We start from the raw sequence: 13,281 nt of genomic DNA on the forward strand, positions 1-13,281 counted from the left end.
TACGGAATTTTTTATGCTTTGGCTTCAAGTTAATAAAAGTAAGGAAACTGTTTCCCTTTTATTCTGTATTGTATTCTCTCTTCTGTCCCTGACTTTTAAGAGTAATGTTTTAGTTAGAGGGATAGCAAGTTTTCAGAGAGTAGGAGATTCTGTCTCCGGTTCGATCGACGGAGTGGGTTCCTTTTTTAAAGGGGCTTATACTAAATTAGAATCTTTTGAAGCGGTTCGTCAGGAAAGAGATGCCTGCGTTGCTGCAATAGATGATTATAAACTTCTTCCCCAAGATCTGGAAAGAGTCAGCAGAGAAAACGAAAGTCTCAGAAGAGAATTACGTTTTAATACTAAACAAAAATATTCTACAGTTAAAGCGGAAGTTCTTTCCGTTCGTTTGAATTCAATCTATCGTACTATAATTATAGACAAAGGTTCCGAAGCAGGGATCAAACCTTATATGCCTGTCACTGCGAGGGCGGTGAATCAAAAAGGTGAAATTATAGAAGCTCTAGTTGGAAAGGTGATCGCGGTCACAGGTGGATCCGCGGTAGTTCAACCTATCATCAATTCCAATTATAATATGGGTGTTTCCATTCCGGAAAGTAATCTTTGGGCTACTCTTTCTGGAAACTCCGGAAGAGGAATGGAAGCATTAATGAATTATATAGATAGTGGTATCATTATCGATCCAAGGATTTTTGGAGATTATCCAATGGGTCCAAGCGAGATGATCCAATACACTGAGTCTTTAAGTAAGATTGGAAAACCAGTATATAGTTCAGGTTCTTCCGGAATGTTCCCACCAGGAATTCCTGTGGGTATAATTACGGAAGAAGGTCCGCGCAACGGAAGTTTTAAAACTGCATTCTTGAAACCTTTTGTTCGTTTCGATATGTTAGAGTCTGTTACTATTCTAATGAAACTTCCTGAAAAATGGGCGGAGACTTGGCCGGAAGGACAAAATATCAATATTGAAAATCCTTATTTTGGTGAATTAAATTATCCTAAAGAAGAAAGAGAGCCTAAGGTTCCAACTCCTGTTGGAAACAAACCTGTAGAAACTCCTAAACCTCCAAAGCCGGAAGGTAATGGATCCGGATTCTCCGACGAGGAAACAAACTGATGATTTTAGAATATATAGTCATTGGCGCCGGGATTTTGATCTCACATTTCTTGAATGGAACAAATCTATTCGAGATTTCCGGATTTAAACCTGACTTTATGGTGATCTTCGTTTTGTTCTTTGCTCTCCGTAGGGGAACAATGGCTGGGATCTGGATCGGATTTTTCGGCGGATTGCTTTCGGATTCAGGTTTGGGTGGAGAGATTGTAGGGAATGTAGTTACCTACAAAATAGGACTTCACTCTCTTGCATTTTGTGTCATGGGATATATTGTAGGAAAGTTCGCAAGACCTGCGTATCATGAAAATCAGATTTCTATAATGTTGTATTCTCTGGTTGTTACTTTGATTTCCAGGATCGCATCTGATGGGTTATTCCGATTATTCTTTCATGAAAATTTAAACTATTCCATCATCAGTACCTCTATCTTTAACGCAGCAATCGCTCCTATATTCTTTTGGATCTTGGGAAAATTATACAGATTGGAGCAGGCGGAAGGCTAAAATGTTGGGGGGAGGAGGATCTTCTTCAGCCACGGAGTTTAGGCTCGAACGTAGTTTCAGGCTTAGGCTCTACATGTTTTCCGGGCTAGTTGCGTTTGCATTAATAGCATTCGTAATCCAACTATTTAATCTTCAGATCATACAAGGAACGGATAACTCATTAAAGGCAGAGAAGTTTGTTCGAAAAAGTGAGACCATCCCTGCTGCCAGGGGGGAAATGTTTGATAGAAACTTTCTCACTCCTGAGACATCAATGGCGCTTGTTTCCAATTACTCCAGTTTGGACGCAGTATTAAATACTTCTCTTCTCAAATACGACCCTACTAAGGTTAAGAATTTCTTACAGGAATTCGCAAGAACTCTTTCTATTCCAATGTCCTATTATGAAGAGGACTTGCTTGAGCCTAAATTTTCCAAAAAGATTAAAACTAAAAAACCGTTCGTACTCTTAGAAGCTATCTCCAAGGCTCAACAAGAACGTATATCAGTTTTTGATAATATATCAAAGTATGTAATCTTAGTTCCTTCTCCTAGACGGATCTATAAGATGGGTCCTGCGCTCGCGCATGTGACCGGGTATATAGGTAAACCTAGTAAAACGGACCTTCTTACCCGCGAAATTAAATCTTACCAGTGGCTTGGGAAGGATGGGTTGGAGCTCCAATATGATTCTCGTCTTCGAGGAACAGACGGATTCCGTATCCAGAAAAGAAGTTCCGAAGGGAATATTGAAGAAGAACGGGTTGTAGAACATTCTACTCCTGGAAACAACCTAGTTCTTACTATAGACAAAGATATTCAACTTGCTGCATATAAGGCTTTAAAAGGTGCCAGAGGAACTGCAATTGCAATGCGTCCTTCCACTGGAGAAATTTTGGCGATGGCTTCTAATCCAAGCTATGATCCGAATGTTCTCTCCGGAAAAAGTAGATCCGAAAGAACCGCACATTATAAGAGAGTGGATGCAAACGGCGGATTTTTAAATCTTGCGATCCAATCTAAATTCCCGCCGGCTTCTACGTATAAAACGTTAGTAGCGCTAGCTGCCTTGGAAAGTGGGCACAAGGTGGATTATACTCCTGAAACTAGTTACCAATGTAATGGTAGTTATACTTTAAAATCTACATTCGCTGGTGTTCCCGACCAAGTATTCTATTGTTGGGAGAAGGGAGGGCATGGTACGAATGACCTAGCTCATGCGCTTCAAAAATCATGTTCAGTATATTTTTATAACCTAGGATATAAGCTCGGTTCTGATCCTATCTTGACTTATTCTCGCTTATTCTTGCTGGATCAAAAATCCAAAGTGGATCTTCCCGGAGAGATTGCAGGTCAGGTTCCTTCTCCTGCATGGAAAAAAAGAGTTTATGGAACCAGATGGTTTGATGGAGATACGATCAACCTTTCTATCGGACAAGGATTCATGTCCGTTACACCGCTTTCTATGACATTATTCTATGCGGGACTTTTGAATAAAGGGCAAATCTATCAGCCGTACATAGTAAACGAAATTAGGGATCCACTAGATAACTCAATTATAAACAGAACAGATCCTCAGAGGCTGAGTGATATTCCGATCCAATCTTCCACGGTCGAGGCAATTAAAACTGGACTTAGATTGGTTGTTAAGAATGGAACAGCCGCGTTCGTATTGAATAAGCCTGGTCTTCCTGATATTGCAGGAAAAACAGGAACTGCCCAAACAAGAAGAAGAGGATCTTCAGGATCCAACCACGCTTGGTTTATAGGATATGCACCTGCAAATGCTCCAGTCAGCGAACAAGTATTAGTCGCTGTATTCGTAGAATATGGAGTGGGCGGAGCTGCAGGAGCAGCACCTGTAGCAAGAGAAATGTTTAGAGCCGCTTTCCCTCCTGGAAGTTTCAAAAGAACTGCTGAGATACCTGAAACAGCCCCTGCGGCGCCGGAGAATTTACAATGATGTCGGATCGTTCCATAGATAGGATTGACTACTTTTTAGTCGGCTCTGTCCTCATCATGATGATTTGTAGTGTTCTCACTTTATACTCTCAAGAATACAATTTTGACGATCCTAGTATCGGCCTTATGGGCCATAAATGGTTTAAACAGCTCTTATTCTATTTAGGCGGCTTAGTGATTATGTGGTTCGTGTCTCGGATCAATTACCAATTGATCGGAGCTTACGCATTATTCATCTATGGCTTTGCTATTCTATTATTAGCACTAACGCTCGTTAAATGGATTGGGTATCTTCCTTCCAGTCGGGGGGCAAGATCTTGGATCAAGATTGGACCGTTCTTATTGCAGGCATCGGAGTTTGCAAAACTCGCAACAGTGATCTTGCTTGGTCAGTATTTAGTCTTAAAAGAAAAAGAAATGAAGAAGTTAGTGGTACTAGTGATTCCATTCGGGATCGTACTATTGCCAATGGCTTTGATACTTTTACAACCTGACTTCGGGACAGCAGTCTCCTTCTTACCAATCTTATTCACAATGTTGTTCTTGGGAGGAGCTGATTATTTTCACATTGGTTCCTTCATTACATTCGGAGGAATCTCGCTTGTTCTTCCTATGTATGTAGAATATTCTAAACTTACATTACTAAATGATATTCTTGCATTCTTACAAAGAACCGGAAAAACGGACCTTCTATCAGTAGTGAACCGATTGGGTGGAAAAACCTGGCAGGTATTAGATGGAAAAGAAGTGGCAGGGGCAAATCTAACTCCCAAAACAATTACAGCACTGAGAGAAGTATTCGATCAAGTAATCGATTTAGAAGGAAGTTTTATATTTAAGATACTCTCTAATCAAGGGTTATTGATAGGGGTAGGCGCTACACTCATCATATTCAGTATCATAATGATATTGCTTAGAGTTGCGAGAGGAAGCAAAACATTACGTTCTTATTATATTCCTCTTGGGATCTTGGGGATAAGTTTGATCTCTGCAGTAGTCGTGATGAAGACTGTTCCTTTTCGTGAAAACCAGGTCATCCGATTGACAGCATTTTTAAATCCAGATGAGTTCAAACAAGATGCCGGATACCAGCTCAGAGCTTCTAAACCCGCAGTGGGATCCGGAAAATTAGTCGGAAAAGGTTTTTTAAACGCGGAGATGACAGAAGGAAAAATCCCTCATGTTCCTGAATCTAGTACAGACTTCATCTTCGCATCTTGGGCAGAGCAGACTGGATTCATTGGATCCGTGTTCTTGCTTTTCTTCTTATTCTCTATTCCACTTAGAGGGCTGCAGATCAGTTACGAAAGCAAGGACAGATTCGGATCACTTCTAGCATCTGGGATCGTTGCGATGTTATTCTATCATATGGCGATCAATATCGGGATCGTGCTCGGATTGCTGCCAGTTACGGGAATCCCACTTTCCTTCATGAGTTATGGTGGATCTCACTTACTTATGTCCATGGCAGCGGTCGGGATCATTCTCTCGATTAAGATGAGAAAACACGCAAACTAAAATTCGGATACGTAAAATGGCTGACTTTGCAAAAAGTCATGCCGATATTCTATTTAAGCCGGCATGGAAAGAGTAAAAGATTCCAGATTTCTATTCGATCTGAAAAGAAAGTTCCGTTATATCTTGGAAGAAGTAGAGAAGAATACCTACGACCAAGATTCGGAAGTCAGAGAATTAGAAACAGTCTGGGAAGAAATGTTCGATGTTGCCTCTCGTAATGATACTCCTTACTTCAAAGCTAGACTTTCCAATCTAAAAAGACAGTTAGATGGTTTTGTCCGAAACAAGGCTTATGAAAAACAAGAATTCGATCGTATCTATAGACAACTAGAGAAGATCCGCAAAGACGATACTGTAGAATTTTTGGACGAGTCCATGCGTTCTACATTAGGACGGATCGCAGAAAACACGAATAGAGTTACTGCAAATATTTCCAGCCCAGGATTGGAACCAGGTTCCTTGAGCGGGATTCCTCTACTTCTCACTTTCAGATGTGGCACTGTTCATTTTATCGTAAAATCCGGACCTAAAAAAATATTCAAAAACGTACATAGAAACAAGGATAAGGTCCTCTACGAAGGAAGAAAATATCCAATCTTCCCGAGTAGATCTATTTATTTTTCTTGGGAAGGAGAAGGTAGGGCCTGGGAGACAGAACCTGGCTCCTTACTCATGATCCGTTACCCGGAAGGGAATAGATTTTTCAGATGTGATGCATTAGGAGATACATTCCGTATCCCTGAAGATACTTTTAAAAGAAGATTACAACCTACTGATAAACAATCCTCGGAGATCCGCTATTATTTCCGTAAGGCGGGAATTCGATATTATTATATTCCACAAAAAGGTGAGTGACTTCCGGATCGTATGAAAATAGAGGAAATAGATACAGAAAAAGGCTCGATCTCATTTCTAACAGATAACGACTATATCATTCAGGATAATGATTCCTTCTTCGATCTACTATACTCTGCAAAGAGTGATACGATTGTGATTTATTCTTCTCATCTTTCCGAGAGATTTTTCGACCTGAAAACAGGATTTGCAGGAGAGATCTTTCAGAAGATCACAAATTATCAAAAACGATTTATAATCATTGGTGATTATTCGAATATTTCCTCCAAAAGTTTTAAAGATTTAATTTACGAAAGTAACAAAAACGGCAAAGTGATATTTGCGGAGACTTTAGAAGAAGCGATCCGCATGCTTAAATAAATCCCACCTAACATAATAACAACGTAATTTGATTTGCAATTTTAATGATATCGGAGAAAATCCGAGACCTTCACGATGCAATGCAATACTTCTTTCTGGGACAATTGGACATTTGAGAGCCTGTTCGATCTATATTCCAAGGGGCCTGATTTTTCGAATTCGAAAATATTAAAAATCAATAAAGAAACAAATTCATATGATTGGACAGAGATCTGCACTGCTTGTGTCCAGATAGAAAGCCTGTTTCATTTGATTAATGAACTTGTTCTAAGGGAAAAAATATTCTATGACCATAAGTTTTCCGCAGGTTGGAATTCCTTTGAAAGTCTGGATTCCTTGGATGGAAGTTTGCTCATTTCGGTGGATATTCCCACCTATAATCCCGAAGTTGCCGATTCCAGAAACAAAGCTCTTGAATTATTATGTGTTACCGATCTGATGAAAAAACATCAGGAAGAAAATTTAGAAGGATATAGAAAGAATAAACAATCTCCTCATGAGTATTTCAGTCAAGTAGTCTGGGGAGCTGCAGGGAATCTGGGACGCAGTTCTTTCCTAGGAGCGCATTACGTAGCTCATCCAATTCGTGCTTCCTTATTAGAACAAGTCCCTTTCTTCGAACCTCATACTGATATAAATTCGGAAATAAAAGAATGGATCGATAACGAAAGGATGAAGATGTTCACAAGTTTAACTCCTGTGGGAAAGATGAATAATTTCCAGTTAGTTCTTCCACCTATAGTCGCTGAAGTGATCGAATCTGCTTCTAAATTTTCGGAGATCATTCCTTCTGAAATGGAGACAAGGGAAAAATATAAAAAGATCAGAGAATGGATCGGAGAATATCAAACAGCGATAGAGCGTGAAAATCCGGCTTCACTTTCTAAGTTTAGGAAAACCCTGGATTCAGTTGCGCAAGATTTGGAAAAAATGAGAAAAGGAACAGACCTGGGAAATACTAAAGTGGGACTTTCATTTATCAGTTTAGATTTTCCAATACCAAAAATGCCCGATTATAGGAAGTATTGGGGGATCAGAGGTGCTTTAAATAAACTTTCCCTTAGTCGAAAAGGAGATAAGTCGCTTACTAAACTTTTAGATTGGTTGGATTGTCCGAAGGGAATTGAGTCTGAAAAAATCAGAGAATATTTTCGTGTCTAAGTAGCAGGACCCGAAGGCGGAGAGATTACTCTCCGTCCTCGAGTAGATTGTTCAAACTATCAAGTAGAACATCTACTTCTACTCCATAGCCCATACAAACTTGCTCGATAGTTTCAAGTTCGTTGATGGAACAATGAGAGCATCCGCCCAAATGATAGCTTGAGAATACCAATCCTGCTTCAGGATGAAGACCGATCGCTTCGCCTACTGTCATTTCTTTAAAAAATCTTGGCTTGACCGCTTCCGACATGGGGAAAATCTCCTAAGTACTGGTTTAAGTTCCAGTATATAGACTCCCTAGGCCAAAGTCAATTCCATGTTTTTTCAAGAAACCGGCAAATTCTATATTCGTATCGAGGAAAGGTTCGAATCTTCTCATTATCTCTATAAATACTTCCCTGATGGTTCGGATGAGCCTATCCACGGCCATTCCTTTAAGGTAGAAGTTTATCTTTCCGGTCAAAAGAATATTGGAGAAGACGGGATCAGTTTCGACTTTTTGACCTCTAAACGTAAGCTTAAAGAGTTAGTAGCTGAGTTAGACCATATTCTGATCAACGACCATGTTGATTTTAAGAAGACAAATCCGACTTCTGAAAATATGGCCCGCTGGTTTTACCATGGCTTAAAGAACAGTGTGTCTGAGGCAAAAGGTAAAGTAGATCGTATCGTGATTCACGAAGGTCCGGAAAACTTGGCTTACTATGAGCCGAAGTAAGATTCCCGCGTTTATTCTTAAATTTTTCGCACGGAGGCCACAGAGATCACTGAGGCGGGTAATGTTGGATTTCTACCTCTTGCCCAAATCGTTTTTTTCTCTCTGTGCGCTCGGTGAGCTCTGTGCGAAACTTTTTATACTTTACCGTACGTAAAAAGAAAAACTAGATTCGCCACCGCATAAGAGATCGTGAAATAAAAACCGACACGTAATGGCCTTGGAAGTTTCATTACTCCGCAAAGAACGAAGTGGACCGCCAAAAAACAAAGTGCCAAAGTGTTGGTCCACAGGACTGCCTTCACTGGTTCCGAGTCTGCTCCGTATAAAAGAAGAAGGACTGTAGGCAATAGTCCCAGAAAACTCATGAACCCGCCTGTTGCGATCCAAAGCATTAGGATCATTCTGGACTGCCTTTCATCAGGGTGCTGGAATACTGAGATTGCACCCCCAACTACTAGCTGGTGTAGAAAACCGTGGAATGCGTAGACCAAACTTACGCATAAAAATAGGATTGTAGGCAGGTTGAGATGATTCAGGTCTGACAACTGGAAAACTCCGGACTTCTTATCGACTCACAAATCTTACGGAAAGGCTTTCACTTCACAACTAATTTACTGTTGACCTTCGATTGAAAAAAACGAGGATAACAGGCCGGACATGAATCAAACCCTTTGGACTCCCAGTCCCGAACTCATTCAAAACTCAAGACTTACAGAATTCCAAAATTTTGCCGAACAAAAGATCGGTAAAAAATTCCTGAACTATTCAGAGTTACATTCCTGGTCTGCGGAATTCCCTGAAAAATTTTGGGGACTGATTTGGGAATTTGCTCCAGTTATCCATTCCAAAACTTACTATGAAGTCATTCGACCCGGGAATACTTTTAGAGAGGCTCAATTCTTTCCGGGAGCAAAACTGAACTTCGCCCAAAACTTACTTAGGAAAAAAGACGATACAATTGCTCTATTTTACAGAGGAGAAAGTGGAGCGGAGAAGAGTCAGACCTATTCTGAACTGTATAAAAAGGTCGGAGCACTCTCTGCCTATTTTAGATCGGAAGGTGTTGTGCCTGGAGATAGGATTGCGGGTCTCATGCCAAATGTCCCGGATACAGTCTTAGCGATGTTAGCCGCTACGAGTATAGGAGCTGTCTGGACATCTTGCTCTCCTGATTTTGGGGTCAAAGGAGTTTTAGATCGATTCGGCCAGATCAAACCTAAAATACTGATCACCACAGATCGATACGAATTTAAAGGTAAGTCACTTCCGCTTGCTGCGATTGTGCAAGAGATCTCTTCTCAACTTCCTGATCTGAAAAAGATTTTAGTTTCAGAATATCCTAGCTTGGGATCTAAAGATCAGAAAAGTGTAACGGACGGATTTCCGAAAAACGCTATTTCATTAGAAGAATCTTATAAATCTTTTTTGGGACAGGAACCTGAATTTTACCAAACATCTTTCAATCATCCTGTTTATATCATGTATTCTTCCGGAACAACTGGACTTCCTAAATGTATGGTCCAAGGCTCCGGAGTTTTCTTAAATCACTGGAAAGAACTTGCGCTACATACAGATCTGAGAGAAGGAGATGGGATCTTCTATTATACCACTTGCGGATGGATGATGTGGAATTGGCTAGTAAGTTCTCTTTCAATTGGAGCAACTGTACATCTATTCGATGGAAATCCATTTTATCCTGATCCTGGAGTGTTGTTCCGTTTTGTTTCAGATAGAAAGGTGAAAGTATTCGGAGTAGGAGCTAAATATATTCTTAGCTTAGAGAAGGAAAAATACAGGCCTAACGTCGATCTTTCTTCCGTGAAGGCAGTTCTTTCCACCGGATCTCCATTACCAGGATACGGATTCGATTATGTTTATGAATCTTGGAAGAAGGACCTAAGGCTTTCTTCTATTTCCGGAGGAACTGACCTGAATGGATGTTTTGCATTAGGAAATCCTAATTTACCTGTGCATTCCGGCGAATTACAATCTTTAGGGCTTGGAATGGCAGTCAAAATTTTTGATGACTCTGGAAAACCTGTCCAAGGACAAAAAGGAGAACTGGTCTGTACAAAACCATTTCCTTCAATGCCCTTAGAATTTTGGAATGATCCGGATGGGATAAAATATCTGGGCGCTTATTTTGATACGTATCCTAATATCTGGAGGCATGGTGACTTTGCGGAAATTCTTCCGAACGGTGGAATGGTAGTGTATGGAAGATCTGATGCAACCTTGAATCCAGGTGGAGTTCGTATCGGCACTGCTGATTTATATAGCTTACTTGAAACTATTTCTGAAATTGCAGATTCTGTCGTGATCGGCCAAGAATGGAAGGATGATGTAAGAGTGATCCTTTTCTTAAAGATGTCGCCAGGTGTATCCTTAGATCCCATATTTGAATCAAAGATAAAAAAAGAAATCAAAGAGAAGGTTTCTCCTCGTCATGTTCCATCTAAGATCATCCAAGTCGCGGATATCCCTTATACTCGAAATATGAAAAAAGTAGAGATAGCAGTTAAGAAGACTGTCCAAGGAGAAGTTGTCACAAATCAAGATGCATTGATCAATCCAGAATCATTAGAATATTATAAAAATATCCCTCAGTTACAAACTGATTGATTGTAACGCTGGATTTTTAACTCTTGCGGACCTTCTTCGTCTCTTTTCAAGTATAGAAGTTTCGATTATTCGAACCTTCTACCTTTCTGAAAAAGAAGTCTCTATAATGAGATCCGTATTTTCCCAGAGATATTCTGTTTCAATGGGAGAAGCTAAGTATTGAGCAGAGTTTTGTAAATTGGAGTAATTATCTTCTGATTCCTTAAAACTACGAATATAAAAAGTAGCAAGTCCTGCTAATCCTAAAAGTAAAACAGCTGCAATTGCTGCCTGCCAGGCAAACATTTTGTTAATTGCCTTTTGGGTTTCCGCCTTTGCGATTACCTTGCCTGCGATCTTTTTCGCAAGATCAGTATCATTGAGTAAAGATCCGAGTTTTTGTTCTATTTCGGAATCGATATGTTTTTCTTTCATTTCTCTTCTTTCCCTTTCCGATTCGAATTTGCAAATCTAGACAACCATTCTTTTGCTCTTGAGATCCTTGATTTGACTGTTCCTTCGGAGATATCCAATTTTTTGGCGATCGATTCCATTTTTTCACCGCCCAACCTAAGTATCATAGTTTCTTTATATGGAGAAGGCAAGAGATTAATTTGAGATTCCATCCATTTGCGTTTATCCGGGTCTGGCTCGATCGCGGCTAAATCTTGAGGTTCTTTTTTTTCAAAAATTTTTACCTCTGCCTGTAGTTTTGAATATGCTATACCTTCTCGATTCCATTTTCGGATCGCTCTTCTGCATTCATTCCTGGCCGCGACATACAACCAACGATTTGCGTCCTGAGGCTCTAATGAAGGTTTGTTTTTGAATTTAAGATAATATCTTAAATATGTGTCTTGTACCAGGTCCTCAATTAAAGAAGCCATCCCTGGCATAATATGCCTACGGATTGACTTGAGGACAGTCTCCTTGCTGGATTCTATGATCCGGATTAATTCTGGTTCCGTCATTCTTATTTATAGTCCGGTCCAAAACTTAAGTCTCTGATAAGTATTTGGTCTCGGGCTTCAAGAACCTGGCCATTCATGGACAGGTTCTTACAGTCTCTGTCTCCTGGTGGAGGAGGTGGACCATGATGATGAGGAGGAAAGTCCCTTCTCTCTTTCAGTCTATTTAATCTTTCTTTATGTAGTTGGTTCAGTTTTTGTTTTTGTTCCGGATTCAGGATGGATTCGAATTCCAATCTTCCTTGTATATGCAGAAATCTTAATTCTAGTTGTATATCGCTGATCTCTTTAAGTTTTGATTTTACTGCGACCAGATCTACTTTTGGTGATTCTAATAGTTTGCGTAAGGACTCATGAAGAGCAGGCAGCTTTTCTCCCATGCTTCGGCTGATGATCAGTCTTTTATCCTTTGCAATTTTTGCTTTTTCGATCTGCTCAGGAGTTAAGGAAAGTTCCTTGGAGAATCGTTCAAAATTTTTATCTTCTCTTTCTTTTGGTCCTGGACCTCCTCCTGGAATAAAGAAGTCGAATGGTTCCGGGCCGAATGGCGGCGGTGGAGGAGGGGGCTCTGCAAATAAAGTGTTCCCTGATCCTAAGATCAAATAAATAAGAACGAGTAATTTAAATTTTTTAAAATCCAAGTGATCACCTACTATTTCTGACGAATTATTTTTATTGTGTGGTACTAGTATTAGAAGAACTTCCTGAAGAAACCGTACTACTTGTACAATTCACTTCTCCTTTTATACTTACAGAAGGACCCGAAACATTCTGCGTATTATAGCAGGTCGCTCCATCCTGGGTATAACACATACTGGTAGAAGTCGCGGATGTACAATTGATATTATCAACAGTATAACATTGGGTGAGAGAAAGAGCTACACTTCCGCTTGAGACTGCAGTGCCCACCAAATCCAAATCCAGTGTGAGATATGAAAGCGCCTGAGAACTGGAAACACTTGTATCAACAGGTACACCACTTCCTCCCCAATAAATTTTACCGTAATTAGAAACAACTGCAGTGGTCCCTATCCCACCCGAATAAGAAAAACCTTGAGTAGAATCGATCGAGCCTTGGTTTTGAGTGGCATCGTATAAAAACTTGAGGTAGAGATATTCTCCGGTTTTAAAGTATAATCTTGTGATCACCGTATAAAGGTTCGTCGTGCTCGTACTTGTTGTAGTCGTAGTAGTGGTACTTGTGCTGGACGAACTGTAAGGAGTCGCAGTCCCACAACTCGCGGTTTTATCCATGTCTAATTCTCCATCAATATTGAATGCAACACCGTCCCCAAAAACGGTTAAACTTATTTTATCTGCGTCTCGATTCTCGCAGGATAAAAAGCAAAATATGAAAAACGCTAGATAGGTTTGTGGATTTCGAAAATTGGACCGGATGAATGGATTCAAAATAAGATTCCCAGATTCTCTTTGTATACATAAGTAAACCCGGACGAGGAAAAACGTTCCCTGATTCTTGCTAAAAATTTATATTTATCAGATCGACTCGAGTATGATAGGTCCTTGTTTTTCCCTTGA

The 13,281-nt window shown here is 40.1% G+C and carries 15 protein-coding genes; 9 read left to right on the forward strand and 6 right to left on the reverse strand.

Annotation, left to right across the window (positions count from 1 at the left end; translation table 11 throughout):
- Positions 1–13 precede the first annotated feature (13 nt).
- From mreC to B1C82_RS16045, 7 genes are all read left to right on the forward strand, one after another.
- The gene (mreC, locus tag B1C82_RS16015; RefSeq protein ID WP_086448479.1) at positions 14–1,117 is read left to right on the forward strand and encodes a rod shape-determining protein MreC; all 1,104 of its coding nucleotides are present in this window, start codon (positions 14–16) and stop codon (positions 1,115–1,117) included.
- Positions 1,117–1,620: a rod shape-determining protein MreD gene (gene mreD / locus B1C82_RS16020; RefSeq protein WP_086448480.1), complete on the forward strand. Its 504-nt coding sequence runs from the start codon at positions 1,117–1,119 to the stop codon at positions 1,618–1,620. Before mreC ends, mreD begins: the two co-directional genes overlap by 1 nt.
- 1 nt (position 1,621) lies before the next feature.
- Complete coding sequence (mrdA, locus tag B1C82_RS16025; protein WP_086448481.1) at positions 1,622–3,562, forward strand: penicillin-binding protein 2; 1,941 nt, start codon at positions 1,622–1,624, stop codon at positions 3,560–3,562.
- Positions 3,559–5,079: a rod shape-determining protein RodA gene (gene rodA / locus B1C82_RS16030; protein WP_086448482.1), complete on the forward strand. Its 1,521-nt coding sequence runs from the start codon at positions 3,559–3,561 to the stop codon at positions 5,077–5,079. The genes mrdA and rodA overlap by 4 nt, the downstream gene beginning before the upstream one ends.
- A 63-nt stretch (positions 5,080–5,142) precedes the next feature.
- A complete protein-coding gene (locus B1C82_RS16035) occupies positions 5,143–5,934 on the forward strand; it encodes a hypothetical protein (RefSeq protein ID WP_086448483.1) in 792 nt (263 codons plus the stop codon).
- 12 nt (positions 5,935–5,946) lie between these two features.
- The gene (locus B1C82_RS16040) at positions 5,947–6,294 is read left to right on the forward strand and encodes a DUF4180 domain-containing protein (RefSeq protein WP_086448484.1); all 348 of its coding nucleotides are present in this window, start codon (positions 5,947–5,949) and stop codon (positions 6,292–6,294) included.
- Positions 6,295–6,369: 75 nt separating this feature from the next.
- A complete protein-coding gene (locus B1C82_RS16045) occupies positions 6,370–7,455 on the forward strand; it encodes a hypothetical protein (RefSeq protein WP_086448485.1) in 1,086 nt (361 codons plus the stop codon).
- A 25-nt stretch (positions 7,456–7,480) separates the two neighbouring features.
- On the opposite strand, the gene B1C82_RS16050 is transcribed toward B1C82_RS16045, so the two are convergent.
- Positions 7,481–7,705 carry a DUF1858 domain-containing protein gene (locus B1C82_RS16050; protein ID WP_008593840.1) on the reverse strand — a complete coding sequence of 75 codons (225 nt, stop codon included), beginning with the start codon at positions 7,703–7,705 and terminating at the stop codon, positions 7,481–7,483.
- A 66-nt stretch (positions 7,706–7,771) separates the two neighbouring features.
- Between B1C82_RS16050 and B1C82_RS16055 the strand changes: the two genes are divergently transcribed.
- Positions 7,772–8,173: a 6-carboxytetrahydropterin synthase gene (locus B1C82_RS16055; protein ID WP_086448486.1), complete on the forward strand. Its 402-nt coding sequence runs from the start codon at positions 7,772–7,774 to the stop codon at positions 8,171–8,173.
- Positions 8,174–8,307: 134 nt separating this feature from the next.
- Here B1C82_RS16055 and B1C82_RS16060 read toward each other — a convergent pair whose 3' ends face one another.
- Positions 8,308–8,718: a hypothetical protein gene (locus B1C82_RS16060; protein WP_086448487.1), complete on the reverse strand. Its 411-nt coding sequence runs from the start codon at positions 8,716–8,718 to the stop codon at positions 8,308–8,310.
- Positions 8,719–8,830: 112 nt separating this feature from the next.
- On the opposite strand from B1C82_RS16060, the gene B1C82_RS16065 reads away from it, so the two are divergent.
- The gene (locus B1C82_RS16065; RefSeq protein WP_086448488.1) at positions 8,831–10,795 is read left to right on the forward strand and encodes an acetoacetate--CoA ligase; all 1,965 of its coding nucleotides are present in this window, start codon (positions 8,831–8,833) and stop codon (positions 10,793–10,795) included.
- A 78-nt stretch (positions 10,796–10,873) separates the two neighbouring features.
- Here B1C82_RS16065 and B1C82_RS16070 read toward each other — a convergent pair whose 3' ends face one another.
- The 4 genes from B1C82_RS16070 to B1C82_RS16085 are packed head-to-tail and all read right to left on the reverse strand — an operon-like array spanning position 10,874 to position 13,140.
- On the reverse strand, positions 10,874–11,209 hold the full coding sequence (locus tag B1C82_RS16070) for a hypothetical protein (protein ID WP_086448489.1): 336 nt from the start codon (positions 11,207–11,209) through the stop codon (positions 10,874–10,876).
- The gene (locus tag B1C82_RS16075) at positions 11,206–11,745 is read right to left on the reverse strand and encodes an RNA polymerase sigma factor (RefSeq protein ID WP_086448490.1); all 540 of its coding nucleotides are present in this window, start codon (positions 11,743–11,745) and stop codon (positions 11,206–11,208) included. Before B1C82_RS16075 ends, B1C82_RS16070 begins: the two co-directional genes overlap by 4 nt.
- Before the next feature lie 2 nt (positions 11,746–11,747).
- A complete protein-coding gene (locus B1C82_RS16080) occupies positions 11,748–12,383 on the reverse strand; it encodes a Spy/CpxP family protein refolding chaperone (protein ID WP_086448491.1) in 636 nt (211 codons plus the stop codon).
- Positions 12,384–12,414: 31 nt separating this feature from the next.
- Positions 12,415–13,140: an LIC10920 family plasminogen-binding lipoprotein gene (locus B1C82_RS16085; protein ID WP_418287983.1), complete on the reverse strand. Its 726-nt coding sequence runs from the start codon at positions 13,138–13,140 to the stop codon at positions 12,415–12,417.
- Positions 13,141–13,281 lie beyond the last annotated feature (141 nt).

It is taken from the genome of Leptospira venezuelensis, from assembly GCF_002150035.1.
Classification (GTDB): domain Bacteria; phylum Spirochaetota; class Leptospiria; order Leptospirales; family Leptospiraceae; genus Leptospira_B; species Leptospira_B venezuelensis.

Bases quoted from the DNA above. Each gene is read 5' to 3' on its own strand.
- mreC (WP_086448479.1), top strand. From the start codon at position 14: ATGCTTTGGCTTCAAGTTAATAAAAGTAAGGAAACTGTTTCCCTTTTA.
- mreD (WP_086448480.1), top strand. From the start codon at position 1,117: ATGATTTTAGAATATATAGTCATTGGCGCCGGGATTTTGATCTCACAT.
- mrdA (WP_086448481.1), top strand. From the start codon at position 1,622: ATGTTGGGGGGAGGAGGATCTTCTTCAGCCACGGAGTTTAGGCTCGAA.
- rodA (WP_086448482.1), top strand. From the start codon at position 3,559: ATGATGTCGGATCGTTCCATAGATAGGATTGACTACTTTTTAGTCGGC.
- B1C82_RS16035 (WP_086448483.1), top strand. From the start codon at position 5,143: ATGGAAAGAGTAAAAGATTCCAGATTTCTATTCGATCTGAAAAGAAAG.
- B1C82_RS16040 (WP_086448484.1), top strand. From the start codon at position 5,947: ATGAAAATAGAGGAAATAGATACAGAAAAAGGCTCGATCTCATTTCTA.
- B1C82_RS16045 (WP_086448485.1), top strand. From the start codon at position 6,370: ATGCAATGCAATACTTCTTTCTGGGACAATTGGACATTTGAGAGCCTG.
- B1C82_RS16050 (WP_008593840.1), bottom strand. From the start codon at position 7,705: ATGTCGGAAGCGGTCAAGCCAAGATTTTTTAAAGAAATGACAGTAGGC.
- B1C82_RS16055 (WP_086448486.1), top strand. From the start codon at position 7,772: ATGTTTTTTCAAGAAACCGGCAAATTCTATATTCGTATCGAGGAAAGG.
- B1C82_RS16065 (WP_086448488.1), top strand. From the start codon at position 8,831: ATGAATCAAACCCTTTGGACTCCCAGTCCCGAACTCATTCAAAACTCA.
- B1C82_RS16070 (WP_086448489.1), bottom strand. From the start codon at position 11,209: ATGAAAGAAAAACATATCGATTCCGAAATAGAACAAAAACTCGGATCT.
- B1C82_RS16075 (WP_086448490.1), bottom strand. From the start codon at position 11,745: ATGACGGAACCAGAATTAATCCGGATCATAGAATCCAGCAAGGAGACT.